Raw genomic sequence first — 24,944 nt, forward strand, 5'->3', positions numbered from 1 at the left:
AGATTTAACAAATTTTATAATTCTAAATCGTTATCGGTAGCGGCTGTGCCGTCTGCCATAAGGTAGGCTTTTAGAAAAGGCGTGATTTCTCCATTCATTACAGCGTCTACATCAGAAGTCTCGTGTCCTGACCTTACATCTTTTACCAATTTATAAGGGTGCATTACATAGTTTCTGATTTGGCTGCCCCATTCTATTTTCATTTTATTGGCTTCTATTTCGTTTCTAGCTTTCATTCGCTCTTCAAGTTCTATCTCGTAAAGCCTAGACTTGAGGAGTTGTAAAGCTTTTTCTTTATTTTGTAACTGAGATCGACTTTCGGAGTTTTCTATGATAATTCCCGTTGGAGCGTGTCTTAGTCTTACGGCAGTTTCTACTTTATTTACATTCTGTCCACCTGCTCCAGAGGCTCTCATGGTTTCAAAGCTAATATCGGCTGGGTTGATGTTAATTTCTATTGAATCATCTACTAGAGGATAAACATATACTGATACAAAGCTAGTGTGTCTTTTAGCATTACTATCAAATGGAGAAATTCTTACCAAACGATGCACTCCATTTTCTCCTTTAAGATATCCAAAAGCATATTCTCCTTCTATTTCTAATGTTACGGTTTTTACACCAGCCACATCACCTTCTTGGAAGTTGAGTTCCTTTACTTTGTATCCGTTTTTATCTGCCCACATTAGATACATTCTCATCAGCATACTTGCCCAATCGCAAGACTCTGTGCCACCCGCTCCAGCTGTAATTTGGAGTACAGCAGAAAGTTCGTCGCCTTCGTTTGAAAGCATATTTTTAAACTCTAAATTTTCTACTTTTTCTAGTAGAGTAGGGTAGGTGGTTTCTAGTTCTTGTGCACTGTCGGGGTCTTCTTTAGCGAACTCAAGTAAAACTTGTAAATCTTCCAATCCTGTATGGATTTCTTCGTAATCTTCCACCCATTTTTTTTTAGACCTAAGTTGTTTCAAAAAAACTTCTGCTTCTTTTGGATTGTCCCAAAATTCTGGAGCAGCAGTTTTTTCGTCATCATTGGTAATTTCTAACTTTTTTTTATCAATTTGAAGATATTTATGAAGGTCTGATACTCTTTGATTGATGTTTTTTACTTGCTCTAATGTAACCACTTTTACGAAAATTTCCACAAAAATAACGAAAATCCGTTAAATCAAAATAGGCTTTAATAAAACCTTAGAATCAACCTGATTTTCTTTTCTATGAATATTGCAAGTGGTATTTCTTTTAAGATTAAAAGAATACTTAAACAGATATAGACATAGACTTACGTTATTTTCTGATTTTAAATCGTTTTGATATAAACATAATGGCTACTCCGGCTATCATAAATGGGATAGATAAAATTTGACCTGTGTTAAGCCCTGCAAACTGAATAAACTCGTCACCTTGTGGTTCTTTCCAAAATTCTACAGTAAATCTTATTGCCCACAATAGAGCCAAAAATAAACCGAATAACCACCCTTGTTGATATTTCTTTTGGGTTTTAAAATATAAGAAAATGAGCAACATAAATAGACATAGGTAGCCGAAAGACTCGAATAATTGTGTAGGGTATCTAGGGACAATTGCACCGTATTCCATACTTTGTTGAGGGAATAATACTGCAAAAGAAGAACCTTCTGGAGCTGGTTTTCCGATGATTTCTGAATTGAAAAAGTTTCCTATCCTAATGAAAACACCAGCTAAGGCAATTACAATACCTAGTCTATCATATACCCAAAACGGATTTTTTTTGATGATTTTTAAACTATAATAGAGCGTGGTAAGTATAAGTGCAATGGCAGCTCCGTGGCTTGCAAGTCCAGAAAAACCTGTAAAGGCAAAGCTAGGCTGTGTACGAATAGGCAGAAAAACTGACCAAAAATCTTCCTTAAAAAGTTCAGGTTGATAAAAAATAACATGTCCTAACCTCGCCCCAAAGATAGTACCGACTAAAGTCCATGTGAATAGAGGTTCTAAATATTTTTCATCTACACCATCTATTTTGAAAAACTTTTTCATAATTAAAAAGCCTAAGCCGAATGCTAAAACAAACATTAGACTGTAATAGTGAATAGTGAAAAAATTGCCTAATTCTATTCCTTTAGATGGGTCCCATGTGGTGTATAAAAATTGTGTCATTATGCTTTTAGTTTATTTTGTGTTTCTTTTCAGGTACAGGGTCATAGCCACTTCCTCCCCACGGATGGCATCGCCCAATTCTTTTTATGCCTAGCCAGAATCCATTTAGCAGTCCGTGTTTTCTTAGAGCTTGTAGCATATAATGTGAACAGGTGGGCTGATAGCGACAATTATTTCCCAACCAAGGAGAAATGGCATTTTGGTAAAACTTGATGAGAATTACCAAAGGGAAAATCAATATGTTATTAAAATTTACTTTCAAAACATTGCAAAAATAGACTAAAAAAATGAAAATTAGTTTAATTTTGTTTCTAGTTTAAATAATTTTAATACCTCATACTTTGAATTCAAATATCCCTTTAGCAGAGAAATTACGCCCCAAAACTTTAGATGAAATGCTTGGGCAAGAGCATCTTACAGGTAAAGACGGGACTATAAGAAAAATGTTGGATACCGACCGACTTAATTCTCTGATTTTATGGGGACCTCCAGGAACGGGTAAAACTACCTTAGCAGAAATTCTTTCGGAGCAATCGGGACGAAAATTTTTTAAACTTTCTGCGGTTTCTAGTGGGGTAAAAGAGGTAAGAGAAGTGATAGACGATGCCAAGAAACAACACTTATTTTCTGGTAAATCTCCTATTTTGTTTATAGATGAAATTCATAGATTTAATAAATCACAACAAGATTCTTTGCTTCACGCTGTGGAAAAAGGTTGGGTAGTTTTGATAGGAGCAACGACTGAAAATCCTAGTTTTGAAGTGGTTTCGGCATTATTATCTCGCTCCCAAGTTTATGTTTTGAAACCATTGAGTTACGAAAAATTGGAAGAATTGGCTACCATTGCGGTCGCTCGTTTCAATCAAGATGAAAATACAGATTTTGTTATCGAAGATAATCAAGGGTTTATACAATATTCGGGTGGTGATGCTAGAAAACTCATCAATTCGGTAGAGTGGGTGCTTAATCAGTTTAAAGGCTCTAGACAAAATCAGTTATCTAGTGAGGCTATTTTGAAAATTTTACAAGAAACCGTACCTGTTTATGATAAAAATGGAGAACAACATTATGATGTAATTTCAGCTTTTATAAAATCTATTAGAGGGAGTGATGTTAATGCTGCTTTGTATTGGTTAGGGAGAATGCTCGTAGGAGGTGAAGATATTAAATTTATTGCAAGGCGGCTTTTGATATTGGCGGCAGAAGATATAGGTTTGGCTAACCCTAACGCTCTCACGATGGCTAACAGTTGTTTTCAATCGGTTAATGTTATAGGTTATCCCGAATCTCGTATTATCCTTAGCGAATGTGTGATTTATTTAGCGGCCTCACCTAAGAGTAATTCAGCGTATCAAGCTATCAATGAGGCGATGGCGTTGGCGAAAAAAACAGCTCATTTGCCTGTGCCGTTGCACCTAAGAAATGCACCTACAAAACTGATGAAAGAGCTAGATTATGGTAAAGATTACCGTTACGCTCACGTTTATGAGGGAAATTTTGTGCCACAAGAATTTCTTCCTGAAGAATTATCAGGAGTTTCTTTTTATCGTTCAGGAGATAATGCTACCGAAAGAAAAATAAAAGAACAAATTTCTAAAAAGTGGGGTGATAAATATTAGAGTTCGCCCTTACCTTGTCTAATGATTTCTGCAACGCCAGAAGTTAAATCTACAATAGTAGAAGCCACATTATCACCATAGCCTGAATCAATTACAATATCTACCAAGTGGTCGTATTTTTCAGCAATCAATTCTGGGTCTGTAGAATATTCTATAATTTCATCATCATCTTTTATAGAGGTTGAAGCAATAGGACGACCTAATTTTTCTACAATAAGTTGCGGAATAGGGTGATCAGGCACTCTAATACCAACGGTTTTATGACCTTTATAAGCAAGAGGTAAATTCTTATTAGCTTCTAGAATAAAGGTAAACGGTCCTGGAATATGACTTTTTAATAATCTAAAAACAGAATTGTCAATAGGTTTGGTGAAAGATGAAAGATGACTTAAATCGTTACAAATAATAGAAAAATGAGCTTTCTCTAGTTTTGTTTTCTTTAGAGAAGCTAGTTTTTCCATAGCTTTGATGTTATTGATGTCGCACCCCAAGGCGTAAACAGTATCAGAAGGATAGATAATAAGTCCCCCATTATCTAAGGTTTTTATCACTTCTTTTATAAGGTTTTCCTGAGGATTTTCAGGGTAAATTTTAATGACCTTCGCCATGGTTTTCTTCTTGTTTTCGTTTTAGTTCTTCGTCGTATTCGTGGAGAATATTATGCTCTGGAGTTTGCTCTATGGCTTCCATTATTTTTTGTAAAATCTCTTGTGCAGATTCGTTTTCATAATCAATATCAAGAGCGGGTTTAAATTCCATAGTTGGTTCTACACCTGTTACTTTAATTTTAAGACCTTTTTTATCGAAAGCTCTTCTAAATCCATTGATTTTGATAGGTATCACAATAGGGCGTTGTTGTTTTACCAATTTGGCAGTTCCTTTTCTTCCTTGTGCAAATGCCGAAGTAGTACCTTGTGGGAAGGTAATTACCCAGCCATTATCTAAGGCTTTAATGATGTTTTCCACCTCGCTCATATCCACCATACGGTTAACATTTTTGCCTTCGGCACGCCAAGTCCTTTTTACTGTTACTGCACCTGCAAGTTTGAAAATTCGGGCAAGGATACCTTTGTTCATTGTTTCTTCTGCAGCTACATAGTAGAAATCTACTTTAGGATTAAGGAGGTAAACAGGATTTTTTATCGTGTTATGATAACCGTTATTTACGGCACAAAAGGCATGATACATAGCTGCCACATCAGCAAAATAGGTCTGATGGTTAGATACAAACAAAACATTTCTTTCAGGTAAATCTACCAAATGTTCAGTACCTGATATTTTAAGTTTATTAAATCCGTTGAACCTTCTGTAAGATATTAGTCCTAAAATGAAAATAATAAATCTTTTAAGAAAGTATAAATTCCCGAATGAATCGGTAAATATTGTTTTTTTTGCCATTGGTTACGCCTATGTTTAGCGTGCAAATTTACATATTTTTTAACAACTGGCTAAACTCGTACAAAATCATAGAAGTAGCACCCCAAATATTGTGGTTTTTATATTGTATTACAGGGACTTCTGTGTTTTTGTTAAGCGATATTTTAGAGGGATGTTCTGGCAGTTCTAAAAGTAAGGATAAAGGTAATTCTATCAACTCTTGAGCTTCAGACTCTTGCAATGTGAATTTTGGATTTTTTTTAGTGTACGAAACATAAGTATGAACATAAAAATTACTAGGTGGAATGTATAATGGGCTTAAACTTCGTATCAATCTCAGGTAAGGCCGAATAATGCCTAGTTCCTCTGTAGTTTCACGCAGAGCGGTGTGGGCAAATGTTTCATCGGAAATTTCTTTTTTTCCTCCAGGTAAAGAGATTTGTCCACTATGTTTGTCATTAACATTGGCCGTTCTCACCATAAGTGGGATATGCCATTGGTTACCTTTAAGGTAGAGTAAAATATTAACAGCAGCTAACTTTGGTTTTTTAGCGAGTATTTCATCATAAGAGTAGAGAGGTCTTTGGGGAGGAGCGTAGACTTTATGAGCATTCTCTCCTTCCAAAGGAGCGATTTTAATTCGTTTAATTAAATCTCTACCAAGTTTCATTTTTTAATCCATTTTCTGTTTTAAAAAAACTTTTAAATCTTTATTAGAACCATAAATTACTAGTATATCGTTGGCTTCTAGTAGAGTATCCGTAGCTGCCACACCTAGTACTTTGTTTTCTGTTTTGGTTTTGCCTAGAAGGCTTTTAACTTCTACTTTCCTTATAATGGTAAGAACGGCTAAGTTGTATTTTTGGCGGAAATCTATCTCACGAATGGTCTTTCCAATATATTCCTCTGGTACTTTCGCTTCTATGATACTGTACTCTTGATTTAGTTCAAAAGAATCTACAACATTGCTTAGACATAGTTTTTTTGCCCATCTTTCAGCTGTTTCTTCTTCTGGGTGTACTATTTCATCAACGCCAATGGCTTGTAATACTTTTTCGTGCAGAGGATTGATGGCACGGCTGATGAGGCGTTTTACTTGTAAGTTTTTAAGTAGAGCAGTAGTCATCACATTAGCACCTTGGTCTTCGCCAATGGCAACCACGAAAATATCTGTCTCTTTGATGGGAAGTCCCGAAACGGTAAATTCATCGGTAGAATCCATACAGATGGTATGCGATATTTTTTCTTTATAGGCATCTACTTTGGCGGCACTATTATCTATCCCGATAACTTCGTTGCCTTGAGCCGTTAGTTTTTGAGCTAAAGAAGCTCCAAAGTTTCCTAATCCTACTATAATATATTTCATTTTGCTTTTAATTTATGGTTATTTCTTCTTTTGGATAGCTGTAATTTTTATACTTAGATTTTTTAACGATAGCAATGGCTAAAGATAACATACTGATACGCCCCACAAACATAATGCCTATGAGTACCATTTTAGAGGCTTCACTTAGAGAGGCGGTAATGCCTAAGCTTAGTCCTACGGTACTATAAGCAGAGAAACATTCAAAAGAAATATCTAGAAGGTTTTTGTCTGGGTCAAAAAAAGTAATGAGCATCACGCCCAACCCTATCGCCATAAGAGATAAAGTCATAATAGCAAAGGCTCTTCGTATAGAAATATCAGCGATTTCTCTTCGGAAAATTTCTACTTTAGATTTGCCTTTGGCAAGGCTTAACACATTGAGGAACGCTATGGCAAAAGTATTTGTTTTAATACCACCACCGGTAGATTGTGGCGAAGCTCCTACCCACATAAGTAAAAATATAACCATAATGGTAGGGAAGGACATAGAAGCGTTGTTAATGGTGTTAAAACCAGCCGTTCTAGGCGTAGTAGCACCAAATAAAGCAGTTACAAACTTTCCAAAACCTTCGTGTTCTGCTAAAGTGTTGTGATATTCTAAAATGTAAAAAATAATAGTACCAACTATCGTGAGAGATACGGTGGTTACCAAAGTAATGCGGCTATCTAAGGTTAATACCCAAGGTCTGTATCTTCTTTTTTGTTCGGAGAATGGGCTTATATGGGCGATTTTGTATTTAATATAATTGATGATATTCACTACGATAGGGAAGCCTAAACCTCCGAAAACAAAAGTGAAAATAACAACTAAATGTAGATAATAGTTGTATTTGTAAGCACTATCATAAAGATTAGCATCTAGAGTAGAAAACCCTGCATTACAAAAGGCAGATACAGAATGGAAAATAGAAAAAAAGATGTGCTGAAATTCCGAGGTGAACAGAGTGGAGTTGACGCTGGTATATATCAAAATTCCAGAGAAAAGTTCTATTCCAAAAGTAATAAGAATAATGTTTTTTAGGGTAGAGAATACATCGCCGAGTTTTTTTGAACTCGTCATATCGCTTAGAGCCAATTGGTTTTCGTAAGAGGTGCCACCTTTGAAAAAGTAACTGAAATAACTTGCGAAAGTTAAAATCCCTAAACCTCCAATCTGAATTAAAATAATAATGATAAGTTTACCAAAAGTTGTAAAATCACTACCCGTATTCAGTACCGATAAGCCCGTAACACAAACCGCACTAGTAGAGGTAAACAAAGCATCTAAAAACGAAATCCCGTGTGTGGTAGCTTTGGGGAGCGTGAGCAGAAAAGCTCCCATTAGTATAATCACAATAAAACTACTGATGAATAATTGGGCTGGATTGAGTATCGTCCTTTTAAAATTGATTTTCAAATCCGAAAACTCTCTTATAAAAGTAAATACCACTGCCATAATAACCCAATATCTACTTTCAAAAAAACGGTCTAGGCTACCGTACAATGGGCTTAAAAAATGAAAGTAGAAAATAACCACCGTAAATATTACTGTAGCTAAATCAAAAATAAAGGCTTTCCGATTAACAGAAGTTCTTTTCTCATAATATCTGGCAGCAGTGGAGATGAGTCCTATGGCAATAGCGAAGTGGTAGTAGCCATCAAACATCATTCTAGAATCTTTAGATTGGTTAAAACCAAAATCGCCAAAGAAAGCAACAATCCCTAGGGTGCTGATGATAAAGGAAAATATATAGAGAAGTTTAAAGTTAATAATCATTATTAAAAATTTATTTCAAAATACCTCTTATTCTGTTGGCATTTTTGATGAGTTCTTCTAGGAAATCATAATTTTCTTTCTCTAATGCGGCTTTAAATTTTCTTAATTGAGAAATATGCTCATTAAGTACATCTAGTACATTCTCTTTATTTTGTTTAAAGATAGGAACCCACATTTCGGGGTGAGATTTTGCTAACCTTACCGTGCTAGAAAATCCCGAACTGGCTAACTGGAAAATAGTATCTTCTTCCTTCTCTTTTTCTAAAACCGTATTGGCTAGAGCATAAGAGGTAATGTGTGAAATGTGCGAAATATAAGCCGTGTGTATATCGTGCTGTTCGGAAGTCATTTCCACGAGGTTCATTTCCAAAAGTTGGTAAACTTCGGATACCTTTTCCACAGCGTCTTTTGCAGAATCTTCAGCATCGCAAAGGACAGCTACTCTGCCAGAAAAAGACTCTAGTTGAGCCGATTGAGGTCCACTATTTTCCGTTCCCCACATAGGGTGAGAAGCTACGAAACGATTTCTATTTCTATGATTTTTGATAGCATTTACAATCCCTAACTTTGTAGAACCAGTATCCATCACAGTTTGGTGTTGGTCTAGTAAATCTAATACTTTAGGCAGTACCTTTTGAGTGGCATCTACAGGAATTGCTATAATAATGAGGTCAGATTTTTTTACGGTATTCTCTAAATCATCAGCTTCATCTATAATGCCTAATGCTAAGGCTTCATTGAGGTGGTTTGTGGAGTTATCTGTACCACATATTTTTATTGAGGTATTTTTACTTTTCAGCTTTAAAGCCATTGAACCACCAATTAACCCAACGCCAATTAGTCCTACAACCATTATTTTAAAGATTTAAGATTAAAGAAACGAGCTTCTTTCTCACATTTTTCAAAGCTGATTTCGTACATCGGATTTTTCTTTGGATAGTATAACAGGTAAGAAGGGCAAGGCTTTTTTTGAGCATTACTCTTTTGGAAATCTATTTCACCGTGGGTAATAAGGCTATCTTTTAAAAAACTTTCAGTAATGTTTAGGCTTTGCATCTGTGTTTTAAACTCCTCGGAATAGCTGAACTCTTTAGATAGTGTTTCTGCAATTACACGGCTGTTAGGAAGGTAGCCACTGCAACTAACTCCTTTCTGATTAAGAACAAAAAATACAATAATAAACCCTGGGATAAGCCCTATTAAATAAAATTTGAGTTTTCTCATTAGAAGGTTAATAAATTTATATCGTGATAGTTTAATCCAAATTTTTCACAAATAATTTTCTTTGTATGTCTGCCTTTGTACATGTATATAGAATCTTTGCTGCTGGTATTTTTTAGAAGCATAGTTTCTAATCCTCCTTCATGGTCAGATTGTAATAAGTAACTTAGGAAGAAGTTGCTAATAGCTTTAGTTGTAGTTCTAGGCGTTTTAGAAGTCAGGTTTGGAATTCCAGAGTGAACCACCTCGTGTTTTATAATTGTAGGATTTTCTTGGGTGGTAAGTTCTGCCGTTTCAATAGACTTTCCGTAATCAATAGTAAGGTCAATAATTACGCTGCCTTTTTTCATGAGCTGTACCATCTCTTCCGTTACAACAGGAGGAAGGTTGTGTCTTTGCAAAGCACCTATTACAATATCGGCTCTTCTGAGGCTTTTCGTTAGTTCTTTAGGGTCTATAATTGAGGTAGAAACCCTATTGTTTATAAAATTATGTAATCTTCTTAATTTGGCTAAAGAATTATCAAAAACCCTAACATTAGCACCTAGACCAATAGCTGTTTTTGTAGCAAACTCGCCCACAATACCTGCCCCTAAAACCACTACTTCGGTAGGTCTTACACCTGTAATACCGCCAAGCATTAAGCCGTTAGACTGAGCTAAAAGTTCTGAAGCATAAAGGATAGAAACATTACCTGCAATCTCTCCAATAAGCCTTACTAAAGCTAATTGTTGATATTCATCTTTAATAAATTCAAAAGCAATAGCAGTGATTTTTCTTTCGGCTAATTTTTTAAAATAATGAGGCGTCTGAAGATTAACTTGTAGTGCTGAAATTAAAAAAGATGAAGGCTTTAAATAATCAATCTCTTCCTCTGTAGGTGGGTTTATCTTTAGTATAAGTTGCTGTCCAAAAGCTTCTTTAGGGTCGTTAGTGATGATAGCTCCAGCTTCGGAGTATTGTAAATCTGTAAAAAATGAACCTTTTCCTGCTCCACTTTCTACGACTACTTGGTGACCACTCTGTGTGAGAACTTGTACTGCATCAGGAGTTAGGCAGAGTCTTTTTTCGTTTAGGCAAGTTTCTTTAGGAACACCGATAAAAAGTCTTTGTCCTTTTTTTATAATTTCTAATCTTTCTTCTTTTGGTAGAAGCTGCTCTTCTTTAAACGGAGTAAATATAGTGCTACTCATAGTTATTAGGGATTATTCAGTATATGAAAAATATAAGCAAATATAAGAATCATTTAAACACAATATGCCTTTCTCCGTCTATATTTTCTATTTTCATTTCGTGGTAGTGGAGTCCCTCAAGTTCAGTTTCGTAGATTTCTGGCCATTCTATAATAGACAAAAACCCTGTTTCCAGATATTCTTCAATACCGATGTCAAAGGCTTCATCGGCAGATTTCATTCGATATAAATCAAAGTGATAAATGTTGCCTTTCGGGCAAGCATACTCATTCACAATAGCATAAGTAGGAGAAGAAACCTCATCGGTACTGCCAAGTGCCTTTAGTAAAAATTGAGTGAAAGAAGTTTTACCAACCCCCAAGTTACCCTTCAATAAAAGGATAGGGTGTTTCAGTTGAGGCAAAATCTGGCGGATAACTTCCTGCCACTCTTCTATGGTAGAGATTGTAAATTCCATTTTTTTAGGGAGCAAAGTTAAGCTATATTTATGAAATTAAATAAAAAACAGGGAGATTATGGGGGGAGGAGCTAGGGGATTTTTCTGATTCGTGACAGGATTAAAACTAAAAATAAAGCAAGACAATAGTAACGAGGTAGCATTTGATAATTATTTTAAGTTTATTTCTTACAGATTTACAGAAAAATTTTTATCTTTAACGCAACTAATAAGCAGATAACCAATACTTCAATATAAAAATAAAGTCTAACCGAGCAGATACAGAAACCAACTAGGCAGATATAGAAACTAACCAGGTAGAAATAGAAACCAACGATGGATAATTCAAAAAACAGATAGAAAAATTATAAAATCATTAAAAATAGAAGAATATGAGCAAGTATATCAGCGAACAGAAGAGTTTACAAAACATTGGTATTTTATTTAACAATCTCACAGAAGGCACTCCTCTTGCCACCGAATTGGCGGAATATGGCTACACCAAAGATGAAATAGAAAAAGGAAAAGCCCTTTACACACAAGCCTAAAATCTCTACCAAACTAACATTAGAGAGGGGCAGGAAGAAACCCAAGCCTACGCCAACTTTAAGCAAGAGCTAGACCTACTTAATGCAACCTATGCTACCGACCGAAAGAAGGCACGCATCATCTACAAAGAAAACCCAGAGGTGCTGAATAACTTACGTCTTAAAGGGCGTCCGCCTTATGCCCTTGCCTCTTTGCTAGAAAACATTGGGGTATTCTATAACACACTAAAGGCAGAAGAAAGCCTCCGCACTCCGCTCCAAAGGCTCAAAGTTACAGAAACTACCATTGAGGCACAATTAGCACAGCTCACTAAAACCGAAAAAGCCTATGCTGCCTACATTCAAGAAAAAGGCGAAAGCCAACAAGCCACCAAAGATAAAAACGAAGCACTAACAAAGGTGGATAAGTGGGTGAGAGAGTTTTATAGCATTGCCAAGATTGCCTTAGAGGATAAACCACAATTATTAGAAAGTTTGGCAAAATTCGTCAGAAGCTAGTCGTAGTTTGATTTGCTAAATACACGAGAAATATGAAACTAAAGCCTAACATATTTTGAATGGAAACTCTTTTTGAGAGGTATGTTTGTAGTCTTTAAGTATTATAGCTGAAAGAATGTATAATCCCAGTTATTTCCTTCTAAGAATAACTCCTAAAAAAACAAAGCTACCTTTTTAGGTAGCTTTAGTTTTTATATTTTCATAATATCCACTTCTTTATGTTTGTAGTGGTCGTCTATTGTACTAATGTACTTATCTGTAAGCTGCTGAACCTCGTTTTCGGTATCTTTAATAATATCTTCGGATACCCCATCTAGCTTCTTAAGGTCTTTCATTGCATCTTGTCTTGCATTTCTTACAGTTACTTTAGTCTGTTCCGCTTCCGCTTTAGCTTGCTTTGCAAGGTCTTTTCTTCTCTCTTCAGTTAGCGGGGGTACATTTAGGATAATAGTATCACCATTGTTAGACGGAGCAAACCCTAAGTTAGAGTTAATAATCCCCTTCTCTACATCCTTAATAGCCGACCTGTCCCAAGGTTGGATAGCAATAGTCATCGCATCAGGGATAGAAACATTCGCAACTTGGTTAAGAGGAGTAGGGCTACCATAGTATTCCACCATTACATCTTGTACCATAGCCGTAGAAGCACGCCCAGCTCTAATCTTTAAGAAAGCGTGTTCTAGGTGTTTAATCGCAGCGTCCATTTCCTGACGAGCATTGTCTAATATCAACTGTATCTCTTCCATTTTATTTAATGATTATTTTTTTAATTATATAAAACTCTTAATTTCTTACCACCGTTCCCACTTCTTCGCCCTGAACTACCTTTAGAAGGTTACCTTCCTTATTCATATCAAAAACAATGATAGGAAGTTTGTTTTCTTGGCTAAGAGTAAAGGCAGTCATATCCATTACCTTTAAATTCTTTTCATAAACTTCATCAAACGAAAGGCTGTTGAATTTCACAGCATCTTTATTCTTTTCAGGGTCGCTGTCGTAGATGCCATCTACACGAGTACCTTTAAGGATAACATCAGCCCCTATTTCTATGGCTCTTAGCGTAGCCGCAGTATCCGTAGTAAAGTAAGGGTTGCCCGTACCAGCTCCGAAGATAACTACTCGCCCTTTTTCTAAGTGTCTAGTTGCTCTTCTTTTAATAAAAGGCTCGGCTACCTTATCCATTTCAATGGCAGATTGTAGTCTTGTTTTAATGCCGATGTCTTCCAAAGCACCTTGTAGAGCCATACCATTGATGACGGTTGCCAGCATTCCCATATAGTCGCCTTGCACTCTATCCATTCCTTTAGCAGCACCTGCTAACCCTCTGAAAATATTGCCTCCTCCTATCACGATAGCGACCTCACAACCTTGGTCTACTACTTTCTTAATCTCTGTGGCATATTCCTTTAGTCTGTCGTTATCTATACCATATTGTAGGTTTCCCATAAGTGCTTCACCACTAAGTTTTAGAAGGATTCTTTTATATTTCATAGGTGTAATTTTAATTAAATCAATACTTACTTTGGACGAAAATTTCCTTTGCAAATATAAGTATTACGACAGAATTAACTCTCATTTGATTTAATTAAATATTAAAAAAGTATTTCTATTAAGCTAAGTTAATTTTATGAATAAACTTTTGATGATGCTAATGAGTAAAACTTAATTGTTATTTTTGTAGCAGAGAATATAGAAGTAATGACATTAGAAGAAATACAAGCTGGACAGGTATTTTTGGTAGATAAGCCTTTGGATTGGACTTCCTTTCAGGCGGTTAATAAGATGAAATTCAAACTGAAAAGAGAGTTTAAACTAAAGAAGATTAAAATTGGTCATGCAGGGACATTAGACCCTAGAGCCACAGGGCTTTTGGTGGTTTGCACAGGCAAAGCTACCAAGACTATCCCAGAAATACAAAATGCTCCAAAAGAGTACCACGCCGAAATAAAAATTGGAGTTCAGACGGCTTCTTATGACACCGAAGAACCAGAAATATTACCCCAAGATATTAGTACTATCACTAAAGAGCAAATTTTAGAAACTTTAGATAACTTTGTGGGAGAGATAGACCAAACTCCACCTATATTTTCTGCGATTAAGGTAGATGGCGAAAGAGCATACAATCTTGCCAGAGCAGGAGAGGAAGTAGAATTAAAGAAGAGGAAAACCACTATTTATTTTATAGATAATATAGAGATTGATTTGCCTTTTGTGAGGTTTAGCGTTGGCTGTTCCAAAGGGACTTATATCCGAAGCTTAGCACACGATATAGGTCAGGCTTTAGGTGTGGGAGCCTACCTTACACAACTGAGAAGAACTAAGATTGGTGATTTTTCTGTAGAACAGGCTTCGGAACAATTTTTAACAAATGAGTTTAGTTTTACCAATAATATTTAATGATATGGATAAAATTTTTGTATTCTGTTTTGCACTTACTTTTTTAGGTAGCTTTGCTCAAGAACAAAAATCTGATAAGTTGGGAATATTCACAGGAATAAATGCTAATGTAGGGTTAGATTTAGCCTCTATTCTTAGAGGAAATAATACCAATACAAATAATAATACACTGAATAATAGCCGAAGCGATGAAAAATTTGCTTATGGGTTTGCTTCTGAATTGGGCGTACAACCTTTTAATTGGTTGGCTATTTCGGGAGGGATTAAGTATAGCTATGTTTCGGATAATTATCATTTATTGTATTACACCATCAACCCGTATATATTTGTTACCAAAGCCGAAGACCACGATTTTGGTTACATTGGACTGAAATTAGGTAAACAGTTCAATCGTTCCGCAGCCAGTGATACAGCGTATTGGGGACTAAGTGTTGGTAAGTTTGATGCTTCTATTTATCGTAATTTAGGGCAAAAGTTTGAGCTGTCTTTAGAAGGGTACAGTATGGGGAATTGGTTCATAGGTTTCTCTTATGGTATTGTATTTTATAGTAATAAAAATTTATAGTTGGTGGAAAAGGTTAGAATCAATAAATATTTATCGGAAGTAGGCTTTTGTTCTCGTAGAGAAGCAGATAAAATATTGGAACAAGGGAGAATTACCATCAATGGTAAAATACCAGAATTAGGGACTAAAGTAAGTGCAGAAGACGAGATAAAGGTAGATGGGAAGCTTATTACCGAGCCAAAGGAAGAGTATGTTTATATTGCATTTAATAAGCCAGTGGGCATTGTTTGTACAACGGATACTAAACGAGAAAAGAATAATATTATTGATTACATCAAATATCCCAAACGCATCTTCCCGATAGGAAGATTGGATAAACCTAGTGAGGGTTTAATATTGCTGACTTCGGACGGTGATATTGTTAATAAAATATTAAGGGCAAGAAACAACCACGAAAAGGAATATATTGTAAGGGTAGATAAGCCTATTACCAATAAATTTTTAGAACAGATGAGAGCGGGAGTGCCGATACTAGGCACAGTTACCAGAAAGTGCGAAGTGGAGCAGCTGGATAAAATGCAATTTAGGATTGTACTCACCCAGGGTCTGAATAGACAAATCCGCCGTATGTGCGAATATTTAGGATACGAAGTGAAGAAGCTAAAGCGTATCAGAATTATGAATATCCATTTAGATTTACCAATAGGAAAGTGGCGAGAGCTAACACCCAACGAGATGAAAACCCTCAACCATCTGATTAAAGATTCAGCGAAAACCTATGATTAGTATTTTTCTATAAGATAATGATAGGCTTTTAGATATTTATTAAATCTTTTTAAATCTTTCTCTGTGAGAGGCTTGTTTACTCTCTTTAAGTCCATATTGTCGGTTAAATCATTTATTTTGACGGCAATGGCTAGTGGCGACTGTTCTATGCGTTTAATAAAATCGTCATAACTTTCCTCTGGATTGGTCTTAGAAAGACATTCTATAGCGAATAATATTTCATCTGGAAAGCCTTGTTTTTTTAGATATTCTATGCTGTATTCAGGGCAATCTTCTACAACATCGTGTAGTACACCTACTATTTTTTCGTCTAGAGTTTTACCGTAATTCATCACCCTCATCACATGCCCTATGTAAGGAGCTTTGTATTTGTCGGTTTGTCCACGGTGGGCATTTTGGGCAATTCTAATGGCTTTGTGCAACAATTCTTCTTTCATCATTTTGTCTGTCATCTGATAATTCTAATAACAAAAAAGAATTAAACTATTTTTAGTGATAGATTAGTCAAGTATTTTAACTGGTTTTTTGTTCTCATCTATGGCAACGAGAGTGAAATCACCAAATACTGCTTTTTCTCTTGTGTTAGCATACATTTCTTCAATAAAAACCTCCACACTTACTTTTAAGCTGGTATTTCCTACGGATTTTACCTTCCCTACTAGCTCTACTAAAGTATCTGCAGGAATAGGTTTTTTAAAATCAATTTGGTCGCAACTCACTGTTACAATGGTTTTCCTAGAAAATCTAGTTGCAGTAATGAAGGCAACTTCGTCCATTATTTTCATAATAGTACCACCAAACATAGTATTATGGTGGTTAGTAGTGTCAGGAAATACTACCTTAAAAGTGTGCGTTTCAGATTGTTTTATTCTTTCTTCGTAAGTCATTTTAATTAAGTGTTTCTAGTCATCTTACAAATATAATCTTTTTTGACTTATTGTTGTACTCTAAGTTTACTGTTTTTGTAGCCATAACCAAAGTAAACTACCAAACCAATCCCAAACCAAACAACAAACCAGAACCAGTTTTCGTGAGTCATTCCCGTAAGGAGATAAAGGCAAGAACTTAATCCTAATAGTGGAATAAGAGATAGGTTTTTAACAAAAGCTAATAGAGACAAAACTAGGTTAATGATTAGATAAATAAATATGGCCAATCTAAATTCTCCTTCTTCAGGGTCGTTCCAATCCATCAAAGTACTGAAAAATTCAGGAATGAGATTATAGAAGAAAACGACTCCACTGATAAATAAAACTGGGAAAATATATTTAGCATTGATGTAAGGCATTTGGAAACGACCTTCTACTTTTTCTTTTCTTGGTAAAAGTAGAACGCCACCACACACCAAAACAAAGGCAAATATAGTACCGATACTAGTAAAGTCTAAGATGAAAGATTTATCCGTAAACAGTATAGGAATACCTACTACAAACCCTGTAATGATAGTAGCAAAAGAAGGGGTTTTTCTTGTAGGGTGTATTTGCTGGAATTTTTTAGGAAGCAGTCCATCACGGCTCATAGAGTACCATATTCTAGGTTGCCCCATTTGAAATACGAGAAGAACACTGGTTATCGCAATAATTGCAGTAACAGAAACTACAAGTTCCATCCACGCGACATTGGCGTTAGAAGGTTCAAAAATAAATGAAAGTGGGTCACCCACACCATCAAATTTTCTATAATCTACCATACCTGTAAGTACTAGTGTAAGTACCATATAGATGGCTGTACAAAGTATTAAAGCGATTATCATACCTTTTGGAAGAGTTTTTTGAGGGTCTTTGGTTTCTTCGGATAAAACACTCAAAGCATCAAAACCTATATAGGCGAAAAATACGCCAGAAACGGCACTCATCACTCCAATAAATCCGTTAGGCATCATTGTAGGCTGGTGAGTAATATTGCTTATAGGAGTCCAATTATCTGTATTGATGTAAAATACACCTACAGCTATCACTAATATAACAACAGCAAGTTTTAAGATTACCAATAAGTTGTTAAAGTTTTTACTTTCTTTTATTCCAATGTAGCATACCCAAGTAATTAATCCATTGATAACTAAGGCAGGAATATCTACAATAAGTTTTAACCCGCCAATAACAGGAGCGTTTTTCCAAGCCGAAATAAGGGCAGGGTGAGTAGACCCTTTGAAGAAGGCTTTTTTAGCTTCGGAGTAGCTACAGGTGAGGTAATCAGGTATATTAATTCCTATTCTAGAAAGAAACGAAGTAAAGTAATCTGACCAAGAAAAGGCAACATAAATATTTCCAAAAGAATATTCCATAATTAGAGCCCAGCCTATTATCCAAGCTATAAGCTCGCCAAAACTTGCATAGGCATAGGTGTAGGCAGAACCAGCGGCGGGAATTCTACTGGCGAACTCGGCATAACATAGAGCCGTGAAACCACAAGCTACTCCACAGATAATATAAAGTGTAATAACTCCAGGACCTCCTCTAAAGATAGCTTCGCCTAGACTACTAAAACTACCAGCGCCTATAATAGCAGCAATCCCAAAGAATACAATGTCCCAAACCCCTAAGGTTCTCACAAAGGAGCCTCCTAGGTCATTAGGGTTATATGATTTTGTTTTAAATAGTTGTTTCATACCTTATAAAGATGAACATTAAAAAGGAAACAAATGTAAAAGTTTTTTTCTTAAAAATGCTACTTGTTTATTTTTTTCGTATTTAAAGCAGTAGAGTTGTTTATAAATTTTGCAAATTTGTAAGATGAAAAAGTTAATACTTGTCTACTTATTCCTTTGGAGTTCTGTTTTTTTTAGTCAAATAATTATAAATACTGCTGATAATACAGCTTTGCCAGCGACGGTACACTATTGTGAAGGCAGTATTTATAATCTAACTTTGAATGCTAAATCTATAAGTACAGGAGATTATAGTATTACCGAAACTACTTTAAACATAGCTAATCCGTATACTTTTGTTCCTTTTGATGCAAGAAATGAAAATAATAAATTTTCTAAAGCCATAGATATTGGCTTTTCTTTTAGTTTTTATGGCAAATCCTATACTAAATTGGTTGTGGGTTCTAATGGTAGATTGGTTTTTGGTGATAATGCTGATTTAGAGAATTTATATCAAAGCAATTATCAGGATAAAGTTTATAGCGGTAATGGTACGGAGGCTAATCGTCAGTTGCCTAGTATAATTTATAATCAGGTAGATACATCAAACCCTTCGAGGATTTTAAACCTAGCTAATTTATTTTTAGGGTTTACAGATATGAATTATTCAACCTCTAATACTGTGGATTATAGTAAGATAACTTATTCTAGAACCACTTATAATGGTAGAAGAGGACTGCTAATTTCATTTGAAAATGTTACCGAATTTCATTCAAATTACAGTAGAACAATTAGTTCCAAAGTATTATTGTTAGAAGATAATTCTTTTATTGTTAGAGTAGTTAAAGGGTTGGGGCAAAACGCTATTCTAGGAATTCAAAATTCAGATTCAAGTAAATATAAACTAGTTAGAGAAGTCTACAACAACACCAACTGGACTGAAAATGGGAATACAGCCTATTTATTTACGCCTAACCACACGCTTACACCAAGTGCAAAATGGTTTGTAGATGGTGTAGAACGCTCTACAGATAGAAATTTCACCTATCTACCTGTAAATGATACAGAAAGATTAAAAGCTGAAATCACTTTTTCAGACGGTACCACGCCTGTAGGGAATCCCATTTCTCAAGAGGTTGAGTTTAAAAAAGTATTAAAACCAAATATTAGCTCTGAAAGACAAACAGGTTGTGCTGCGGGTTATAAACTTTCTGTACAAAACCCTATTACGGGTATCGTATACCAATGGTACAAAGAAGGAGAATCTTCTGCAGTGACAACAGGCAATTCTTTTATAGCGACTACAAACGGTAATTACTATGTTAAAGCCAATGGTTGCCAAGAATCGGCTAGAACAACGGTAGATATTAGTTCTGATTTACCACCTATAGGTTTTTTAGAAAATCAGATTTTTACAGAGTGTGATGCTTTAGAGAATAATCAAAAAGAAATTAACCTTTTGGAGAAGGTAGGTTATCCATCTAGAGCAGGATACAGAGTGGTGTTTTTAGATGAACAAGGTCATGAGGTGGCTACAGAAGCCAATGGTTATAAATATACCATTGCTACAGGAGCGGAAAAAACATTGCAAATGAAAGTATCTTCCAGCAACTGTACGGAAACTAGGAGTTTTAAATTAAGTTATCTATCTTTACCTAAAGCCTCAATGGTGGAGCAAGTGTGTTTTGATACAACTGCTTATAACCTTAGAGAAAGTTTTGAAAATGTTTATTTCGGAGGTCGAGGTTATACCTTCCTTTATTCGGTAGATGGTGGCAATACTTATAGTGCTTTGCAAGAGGTGAATCCTAGAGTAAACACACAATTTATGGTTAAAATAAAACACCCTAATTTTAGTTGTGAAAGCGTTATAAACCTAAATTTTGAGTTTTTGGACGAAGTTAGAATAATGCCTATAACCCCTTTTCCTGAACATTGTTTCAGTTCTACAGAATATTTTGACCTTAACCAAACTAAAAGAGAATTAGAATATAGTCCAGATATTGAAGCTACATTTTATACAGATGTTGCTTTAACACAACCAATTCGTAATCTTAACTATAGAGGTAGTGGCATTATTTACGTTAAAATAAAGAATACAGCCACAGGGTGTACTGCTTCTTTAGTACCTACATTAGAGCTCAAAATCTATCGTAAACCATCTATATATACTAATTTGTTAGAGCAAAAAATATCTGTTTGTGGTTCTTCTATTTTTGATTTAACCATTACAAACACAGACCGATTTATTAGAAATAGAGGACAATGGAATGGCGATTTAGTGATAGAGTATTATGATAGTAATAACCAAAGGCTTACAGAAACTGAATGGAAAAACTATAACCTAAGCACTCGTGGCAGACCGTATGCTATTTTTGTTTTTAATACTACTAATAATAGAGAGTGTTTAGATAGAATTGACTACGATTTGGTAGAACTAATAAAGCCACAAGCGATAAGTAATCAGATTTTAATCTGTACTGAAAGTAGCTATACTTTAGATAATTTTAAATCAAAGGTTATCGGTAATCCTAGCAACTATACATTTTTAGACGAAAATGGAAATCCACTCACTTCGGACTTTTCTTGGAGTGCTTTGCCTTATGTAGTGAAATTCTATATCAAAAATAATGAAACAGGTTGTATGTCTGATTTGCAACAGGTTTCATTTGTGCAAAATACATCTGTAACGGTTAATAATACTATCAATACATTTGAAATATGTGATACTAACTTTGACGGAATAGCCACCTTTAACCTTAACGATTGGAAATCTCAAATTACGTCAGACAACGCTGCTACACTTGAGTTTTATAGAGATGCATCAAGAACAGATTTAATAAATAATCCACAAAATTATCAAAATCAAACCGCTTTTGGAGAGAGAGTTTATGGTATTGCTAAAAAAATAGGACAATGCCCAAATCATTTTGAATTTGATTTAAAAGTTAAAGTTCCAACCGAAATATCGCCTATTAGCGATATGTATTTGTGCTATGGTGAGTCTTTGTTAGTTTCGGTATCCAATGCGTCTGCTTTTACTTCTATTAAATGGAAATTGCCAGATGGTACTACTAAAACAGGTGTAAGCCTTAATTTAAATTACTCTGAAGTTCAGTGGGGAGTTTACACGGTAGAAACGGTTAATGCTGTGGGTTGTCCGTCAATAATAACTTTCAAAGTAACAGACGAACATCAGCCTAAAATTGTAAATGTTATAACTAATAATGATAGAATAGAAGTTACTGCCGAAGGAGGCGTTCAGCCGTATACCTACATTTTTAACGGAGTCCCACAGCAGTTCAATATACTTTTGAACCCAGCGGATAGCCAATATACCATACAAGTAAGGTCGGCAAATGGATGTTTAGGTGTACCTTTGTCCGTCTATTTTCTGAAATTTACTAATGTGATAACGCCTAACGGAGATGGTAAAAATGATGTTTGGATAGTGGAACATTTGGATAAAATGAAAGAAGTAAGTATGGTTATAATGGATCGCTATGGGAAACCTGTTTTTAAAGCCGAATCTGGTGATAATTTGGTTTGGGACGGTACAGAGAAAGGAAGAGAATTACCGAGCGCCACTTATTGGTATATTGTAAAATGGTATAACCCAGCTACCCAAAGAAGTGAAGCTAAACAAGGTTGGATTTTGCTTAAAAACTATTGATACTAAATCTTTACTAAACTTAAATATAATTGTAATGAACATTATTTTAGCATCTACCTCTACCTTATACGGAGGAAAATATTTAGAGTATTTAAAAGACGAAATTATAAATCTTTATCAAGGGATAGATGAAGTTTTGTTTATTCCGTATGCTCGCCCAAATGGTATTTCTCACGAGGAATATACTTCTACAGCAAGAACTTTTTTTGAAAGCATAGGCATAAAGATAAAAGGACTTCACGAGTTTGAAAATGTTAAAGAAGCATTACAAAATGCAAAAGCTTATTTTACAGGTGGCGGGAATACTTTTTTACTTGTAAAAACTTTACACGAATTGGATTTGATGATTATCTTGAAAGAGCAAGTGCAAAGTGGAAAGCCTTATCTAGGAACAAGTGCAGGGAGCAATATAGGTGGACTTAATATGAAAAATACTAATGATATGCCGATTGTATTCACACCTAGTTTTGAGTGTATGGGATTGGTTCCGTTCAATATTAACCCGCACTATTTAGACCCTGACCCTAATTTAAAACATAATGGCGAAACTAGAGAAACAAGAATTAAAGAGTTCCTCTCCCAAAACAATACGAAAGTAGTAGGGCTTAGAGAAGGTAATTGGATACGCAGGATAGGAGATAGGATAACCGTAGAAGGCTCTCATCTTACTAGGATATTTGAAGTAGGAAAAGAACCTTACGAAATAGAAAGTGGCACTGAACTTTAATCTTTGATAATTAAAAATAAGGTTTCATTAAATCTAATAGAAAATCAGGGCAGGGCATTATTCGCCCTGTCTTTGCATTTAGGAAGAAAAGCGTGGTGGAAGCCTCCGTTATTTTTTCTCCTTTAGGGTTGTAGATTTCATAGTCAAAAATAATCCTTACACCATCAGGAAGTTTTTTAATAAATGTATGAATTTCTAAAACTTCATCATAACGAGCGGGTTTCAAATACTTGGTATGATATTCGGACACAGGAAGCCAAATGCCTCTGTTTTCTATCTCATCATAAGCAATCCCAATACTGCGAAATAATTCTACTCGTGCGACTTCAAAATATTCAGCATAATTTCCGTAGTAAACATATTTCATAGGGTCGGTTTCGCCATATCTTACTCGTACTGAGTGTACTGTGTGTATCATATCAAGTTTTTCTATTTATACATACAAATATATTTCTAAAAAATCAAGAGTGCAAATACTTTTTTTTGAAATTAAAAACTCAGATATTTGCCCTCCGATTAAGGTCAAAAATTAACTAATAATATTAAATAACAACATGGAGCAAGATTTATTCATTATTTGGGATAGATGCCTACAATTTATGAAGGATAATCTTAATGCTATGGAGCAAGGAGATGCTATGGGCAAGCTAGGTAGCTCATTCCATTTGTTGTTTGATAGAGTACAACCAATATCATTAGTTAATAATAATTTGACCATAGGCGTCCCTAGTGATTTCTATAAAGAATATATAGAAGAAAACTACTTGCCATTATTGTCGGCAGCTCTTAGAAAAAATATAGGTAAAGGTGTTAAGCTATGGTATTCTGTGTTAGATAAAAAATCTCAAGAAAATCAACAGGTACAACAGCCAACTGCTTATATAAAAGGTATGAGTACACCAGCACCAAAACCACAGGAAATTATGCCACCGTCTTTGTCTGGCAAAATACAAAATCCTTTGGTAGTACCTGGTTTAAAAAAGATAAGCGTAGAGTCTAACCTCAATCCAGTACATTCGTTTGATAACTTTGTAGAAGGAGAAAGTAATAAATTCGCTTTTTCTGCTGCCAAAATCATCGCTAAAAGACCTGGAGAAACTTCTTTTAACCCAATGTTTATCTACGGTGGTGTAGGTGTAGGAAAAACACATATTGCCCAAGCAATTGGTTTAGAAATTAAAAATACATATCCAGATAAAGTTGTACATTATTTATCATCTGAGAAATTTATACAACAGTTTATAAAGGCGGCTAACTCTAACAGAGGTAATGCTAATAGCAGAGAGGACTTTGCTAACTTCTATAAGATGTTAGATGTTCTTATTGTAGATGATATTCAGTTTTTATCTGGTAAGAAGGCAACACAAGACTCATTCTTCCATATTTTTGATTATTTGCACCAAAATGGAAAGCAGATTATCCTTACTTCGGATAAGGCTCCGGCAGATATTATGGATATTGAGGAAAGGGTGGTGTCTCGTTTCAAATGGGGACTTACAGCGGAAATTAAATCACCTGATTACGACACTAGAAGAAAAATTATAGTGGATAAACTCCATAGAGATGGTATTGCTCTTAGTGAGGATATGATAGATTTTTTAGCGGGCGAGGTACAATCTAATGTTAGAGAATTGATTGGAGTTATCAATGCGGTTATTGCTTATTCTACTATTTATAAATCCGATTTGACTTTGGATTTGCTAAAAGAAACGATTAACAAAATATCCGCTAATCAAAAGAAAGACATTAGTATTCCTTACATACAAGAGGTAGTTTGCGATTATTTTGGTATTAAAAGAGAGCAACTTTTATCTAAAACTAGGAAGAGGGATATTGCTTTACCAAGGCAGTTGGCGATGTATTTTGCAAAAGAATTTACAGATGCTACTTTTGCAAAGATAGGCAAGGAGATGGGAGGTAAGGACCACACCACAGTAATGTACGCTTGTGATACGGTTAAAAATACCGCAGAGGTGGACAAACAGATGCGAAAGTATATAAAAGAACTGAAAGAAAAAATAAGAAAATAATTTTGATTTTTTAGGTTAGTATTAGAAAAGGGATTATCTTAGAGCGTTCGTGGTTTTAGGGTAATCCTTTTCAATTTAGTAAAAAT

Annotated in this window: 25 protein-coding genes and 1 pseudogene; 8 read left to right on the forward strand and 18 right to left on the reverse strand. The window is 35.2% G+C overall.

Features of this window, described 5'->3' with window-relative positions; all coding sequences use genetic code 11:
- Positions 1-14: 14 nt before the first annotated feature.
- From prfB to yidD, 3 genes are all read right to left on the reverse strand, one after another.
- Complete coding sequence (gene prfB / locus D1J36_RS08815; RefSeq protein ID WP_252339438.1) at positions 15-1,127, reverse strand: peptide chain release factor 2; 1,113 nt, start codon at positions 1,125-1,127, stop codon at positions 15-17.
- Positions 1,128-1,287: 160 nt separating this feature from the next.
- On the reverse strand, positions 1,288-2,139 hold the full coding sequence (lgt, locus tag D1J36_RS08820) for a prolipoprotein diacylglyceryl transferase (RefSeq protein ID WP_154136808.1): 852 nt from the start codon (positions 2,137-2,139) through the stop codon (positions 1,288-1,290).
- A gap of 7 nt (positions 2,140-2,146) precedes the next feature.
- Entirely contained in the window at positions 2,147-2,401 is a 255-nt protein-coding gene (gene yidD / locus D1J36_RS08825) for a membrane protein insertion efficiency factor YidD (RefSeq protein ID WP_154136809.1), read from the reverse strand.
- 79 nt (positions 2,402-2,480) lie between these two features.
- Here yidD and D1J36_RS08830 point away from each other — a divergent pair, with 79 nt between their 5' ends.
- Complete coding sequence (locus D1J36_RS08830; RefSeq protein WP_154136810.1) at positions 2,481-3,758, forward strand: replication-associated recombination protein A; 1,278 nt, start codon at positions 2,481-2,483, stop codon at positions 3,756-3,758.
- Here D1J36_RS08830 and D1J36_RS08835 read toward each other — a convergent pair.
- The 9 genes from D1J36_RS08835 to tsaE are packed head-to-tail and all read right to left on the reverse strand — an operon-like array spanning position 3,755 to position 11,128.
- Complete coding sequence (locus tag D1J36_RS08835) at positions 3,755-4,366, reverse strand: L-threonylcarbamoyladenylate synthase (RefSeq protein ID WP_154136811.1); 612 nt, start codon at positions 4,364-4,366, stop codon at positions 3,755-3,757. The two genes, D1J36_RS08830 and D1J36_RS08835, sit on opposite strands and share 4 nt — an antisense overlap.
- The gene (locus tag D1J36_RS08840; protein WP_154136812.1) at positions 4,350-5,156 is read right to left on the reverse strand and encodes a lysophospholipid acyltransferase family protein; all 807 of its coding nucleotides are present in this window, start codon (positions 5,154-5,156) and stop codon (positions 4,350-4,352) included. The genes D1J36_RS08835 and D1J36_RS08840 overlap by 17 nt, the downstream gene beginning before the upstream one ends.
- A 28-nt stretch (positions 5,157-5,184) precedes the next feature.
- Positions 5,185-5,805: an NUDIX hydrolase gene (locus tag D1J36_RS08845; protein WP_154136813.1), complete on the reverse strand. Its 621-nt coding sequence runs from the start codon at positions 5,803-5,805 to the stop codon at positions 5,185-5,187.
- A gap of 3 nt (positions 5,806-5,808) precedes the next feature.
- On the reverse strand, positions 5,809-6,501 hold the full coding sequence (locus tag D1J36_RS08850; RefSeq protein ID WP_154136814.1) for a potassium channel family protein: 693 nt from the start codon (positions 6,499-6,501) through the stop codon (positions 5,809-5,811).
- Positions 6,502-6,508: 7 nt separating this feature from the next.
- The gene (locus D1J36_RS08855) at positions 6,509-8,257 is read right to left on the reverse strand and encodes a TrkH family potassium uptake protein (protein WP_154136815.1); all 1,749 of its coding nucleotides are present in this window, start codon (positions 8,255-8,257) and stop codon (positions 6,509-6,511) included.
- Positions 8,258-8,267: 10 nt separating this feature from the next.
- Complete coding sequence (locus D1J36_RS08860; RefSeq protein WP_154136816.1) at positions 8,268-9,110, reverse strand: prephenate dehydrogenase; 843 nt, start codon at positions 9,108-9,110, stop codon at positions 8,268-8,270.
- Positions 9,110-9,481 (reverse strand): DUF4258 domain-containing protein, encoded by a 372-nt coding sequence (locus tag D1J36_RS08865; RefSeq protein ID WP_154136817.1) that lies wholly within the window; start codon positions 9,479-9,481, stop codon positions 9,110-9,112. The genes D1J36_RS08860 and D1J36_RS08865 overlap by 1 nt, the downstream gene beginning before the upstream one ends.
- Entirely contained in the window at positions 9,481-10,671 is a 1,191-nt protein-coding gene (locus D1J36_RS08870) for an alanine dehydrogenase (RefSeq protein WP_154136818.1), read from the reverse strand. The genes D1J36_RS08865 and D1J36_RS08870 overlap by 1 nt, the downstream gene beginning before the upstream one ends.
- Before the next feature lie 49 nt (positions 10,672-10,720).
- Positions 10,721-11,128 (reverse strand): tRNA (adenosine(37)-N6)-threonylcarbamoyltransferase complex ATPase subunit type 1 TsaE, encoded by a 408-nt coding sequence (gene tsaE / locus D1J36_RS08875; protein ID WP_014938995.1) that lies wholly within the window; start codon positions 11,126-11,128, stop codon positions 10,721-10,723.
- A gap of 371 nt (positions 11,129-11,499) precedes the next feature.
- On the opposite strand from tsaE, the pseudogene D1J36_RS08880 reads away from it, so the two are divergent.
- A pseudogene (locus D1J36_RS08880) lies at positions 11,500-12,153 on the forward strand (hypothetical protein).
- A 191-nt stretch (positions 12,154-12,344) separates the two neighbouring features.
- On the opposite strand, the gene frr reads toward D1J36_RS08880, so the two are convergent.
- Together frr and pyrH are read right to left on the reverse strand one after the other, a co-directional pair.
- Positions 12,345-12,899, reverse strand: coding sequence for a ribosome recycling factor (gene frr / locus D1J36_RS08885; RefSeq protein WP_014938951.1), 555 nt, complete (start codon positions 12,897-12,899; stop codon positions 12,345-12,347).
- Positions 12,900-12,936: 37 nt separating this feature from the next.
- Positions 12,937-13,644 carry a UMP kinase gene (gene pyrH, locus D1J36_RS08890; RefSeq protein ID WP_004917986.1) on the reverse strand — a complete coding sequence of 236 codons (708 nt, stop codon included), beginning with the start codon at positions 13,642-13,644 and terminating at the stop codon, positions 12,937-12,939.
- Between the two features lie 207 nt (positions 13,645-13,851).
- Here pyrH and truB point away from each other — a divergent pair, with 207 nt between their 5' ends.
- From truB to rluF, 3 genes are read left to right on the forward strand one after another with little or no spacing between them, the layout of a single operon-like run.
- The gene (truB, locus tag D1J36_RS08895; RefSeq protein WP_154136819.1) at positions 13,852-14,550 is read left to right on the forward strand and encodes a tRNA pseudouridine(55) synthase TruB; all 699 of its coding nucleotides are present in this window, start codon (positions 13,852-13,854) and stop codon (positions 14,548-14,550) included.
- 4 nt (positions 14,551-14,554) lie between these two features.
- On the forward strand, positions 14,555-15,115 hold the full coding sequence (locus D1J36_RS08900) for a hypothetical protein (RefSeq protein ID WP_185147726.1): 561 nt from the start codon (positions 14,555-14,557) through the stop codon (positions 15,113-15,115).
- 3 nt (positions 15,116-15,118) lie between these two features.
- Positions 15,119-15,841, forward strand: coding sequence for a 23S rRNA pseudouridine(2604) synthase RluF (gene rluF / locus D1J36_RS08905; RefSeq protein WP_252339390.1), 723 nt, complete (start codon positions 15,119-15,121; stop codon positions 15,839-15,841).
- On the opposite strand, the gene D1J36_RS08910 is transcribed toward rluF, so the two are convergent.
- Genes D1J36_RS08910 through D1J36_RS08920 form a run of 3 tightly spaced genes read right to left on the reverse strand, consistent with a single transcriptional unit; the run spans position 15,838 to position 18,449 of the window.
- Positions 15,838-16,293, reverse strand: a complete 456-nt coding sequence (locus tag D1J36_RS08910) for a phosphohydrolase (protein WP_154136822.1) — start codon at positions 16,291-16,293, stop codon at positions 15,838-15,840. The genes rluF and D1J36_RS08910 overlap by 4 nt on opposite strands.
- A gap of 48 nt (positions 16,294-16,341) precedes the next feature.
- On the reverse strand, positions 16,342-16,728 hold the full coding sequence (locus D1J36_RS08915) for an acyl-CoA thioesterase (protein ID WP_004917996.1): 387 nt from the start codon (positions 16,726-16,728) through the stop codon (positions 16,342-16,344).
- 47 nt (positions 16,729-16,775) lie between these two features.
- A complete protein-coding gene (locus tag D1J36_RS08920) occupies positions 16,776-18,449 on the reverse strand; it encodes an APC family permease (protein WP_154136823.1) in 1,674 nt (557 codons plus the stop codon).
- Between the two features lie 124 nt (positions 18,450-18,573).
- Here D1J36_RS08920 and D1J36_RS08925 point away from each other — a divergent pair, with 124 nt between their 5' ends.
- On the forward strand, positions 18,574-22,101 hold the full coding sequence (locus tag D1J36_RS08925) for a T9SS type B sorting domain-containing protein (RefSeq protein WP_154136824.1): 3,528 nt from the start codon (positions 18,574-18,576) through the stop codon (positions 22,099-22,101).
- Between the two features lie 34 nt (positions 22,102-22,135).
- The gene (gene pepE, locus D1J36_RS08930; protein ID WP_154136825.1) at positions 22,136-22,828 is read left to right on the forward strand and encodes a dipeptidase PepE; all 693 of its coding nucleotides are present in this window, start codon (positions 22,136-22,138) and stop codon (positions 22,826-22,828) included.
- Positions 22,829-22,838: 10 nt separating this feature from the next.
- Here the strand turns inward: pepE and D1J36_RS08935 are convergent, their stop codons facing one another.
- The gene (locus tag D1J36_RS08935; RefSeq protein ID WP_154136826.1) at positions 22,839-23,246 is read right to left on the reverse strand and encodes an acyl-CoA thioesterase; all 408 of its coding nucleotides are present in this window, start codon (positions 23,244-23,246) and stop codon (positions 22,839-22,841) included.
- A gap of 136 nt (positions 23,247-23,382) precedes the next feature.
- Between D1J36_RS08935 and dnaA the strand changes: the two genes are divergently transcribed.
- A complete protein-coding gene (gene dnaA, locus D1J36_RS08940; RefSeq protein WP_154136827.1) occupies positions 23,383-24,858 on the forward strand; it encodes a chromosomal replication initiator protein DnaA in 1,476 nt (491 codons plus the stop codon).
- The last annotated feature ends 86 nt before the right edge of the window (positions 24,859-24,944 follow it).

Origin of the sequence: Riemerella anatipestifer (assembly GCF_009670965.2) — a bacterium.
In the GTDB taxonomy this organism is placed as follows: Bacteria; Bacteroidota; Bacteroidia; order Flavobacteriales; family Weeksellaceae; genus Riemerella; species Riemerella anatipestifer_B.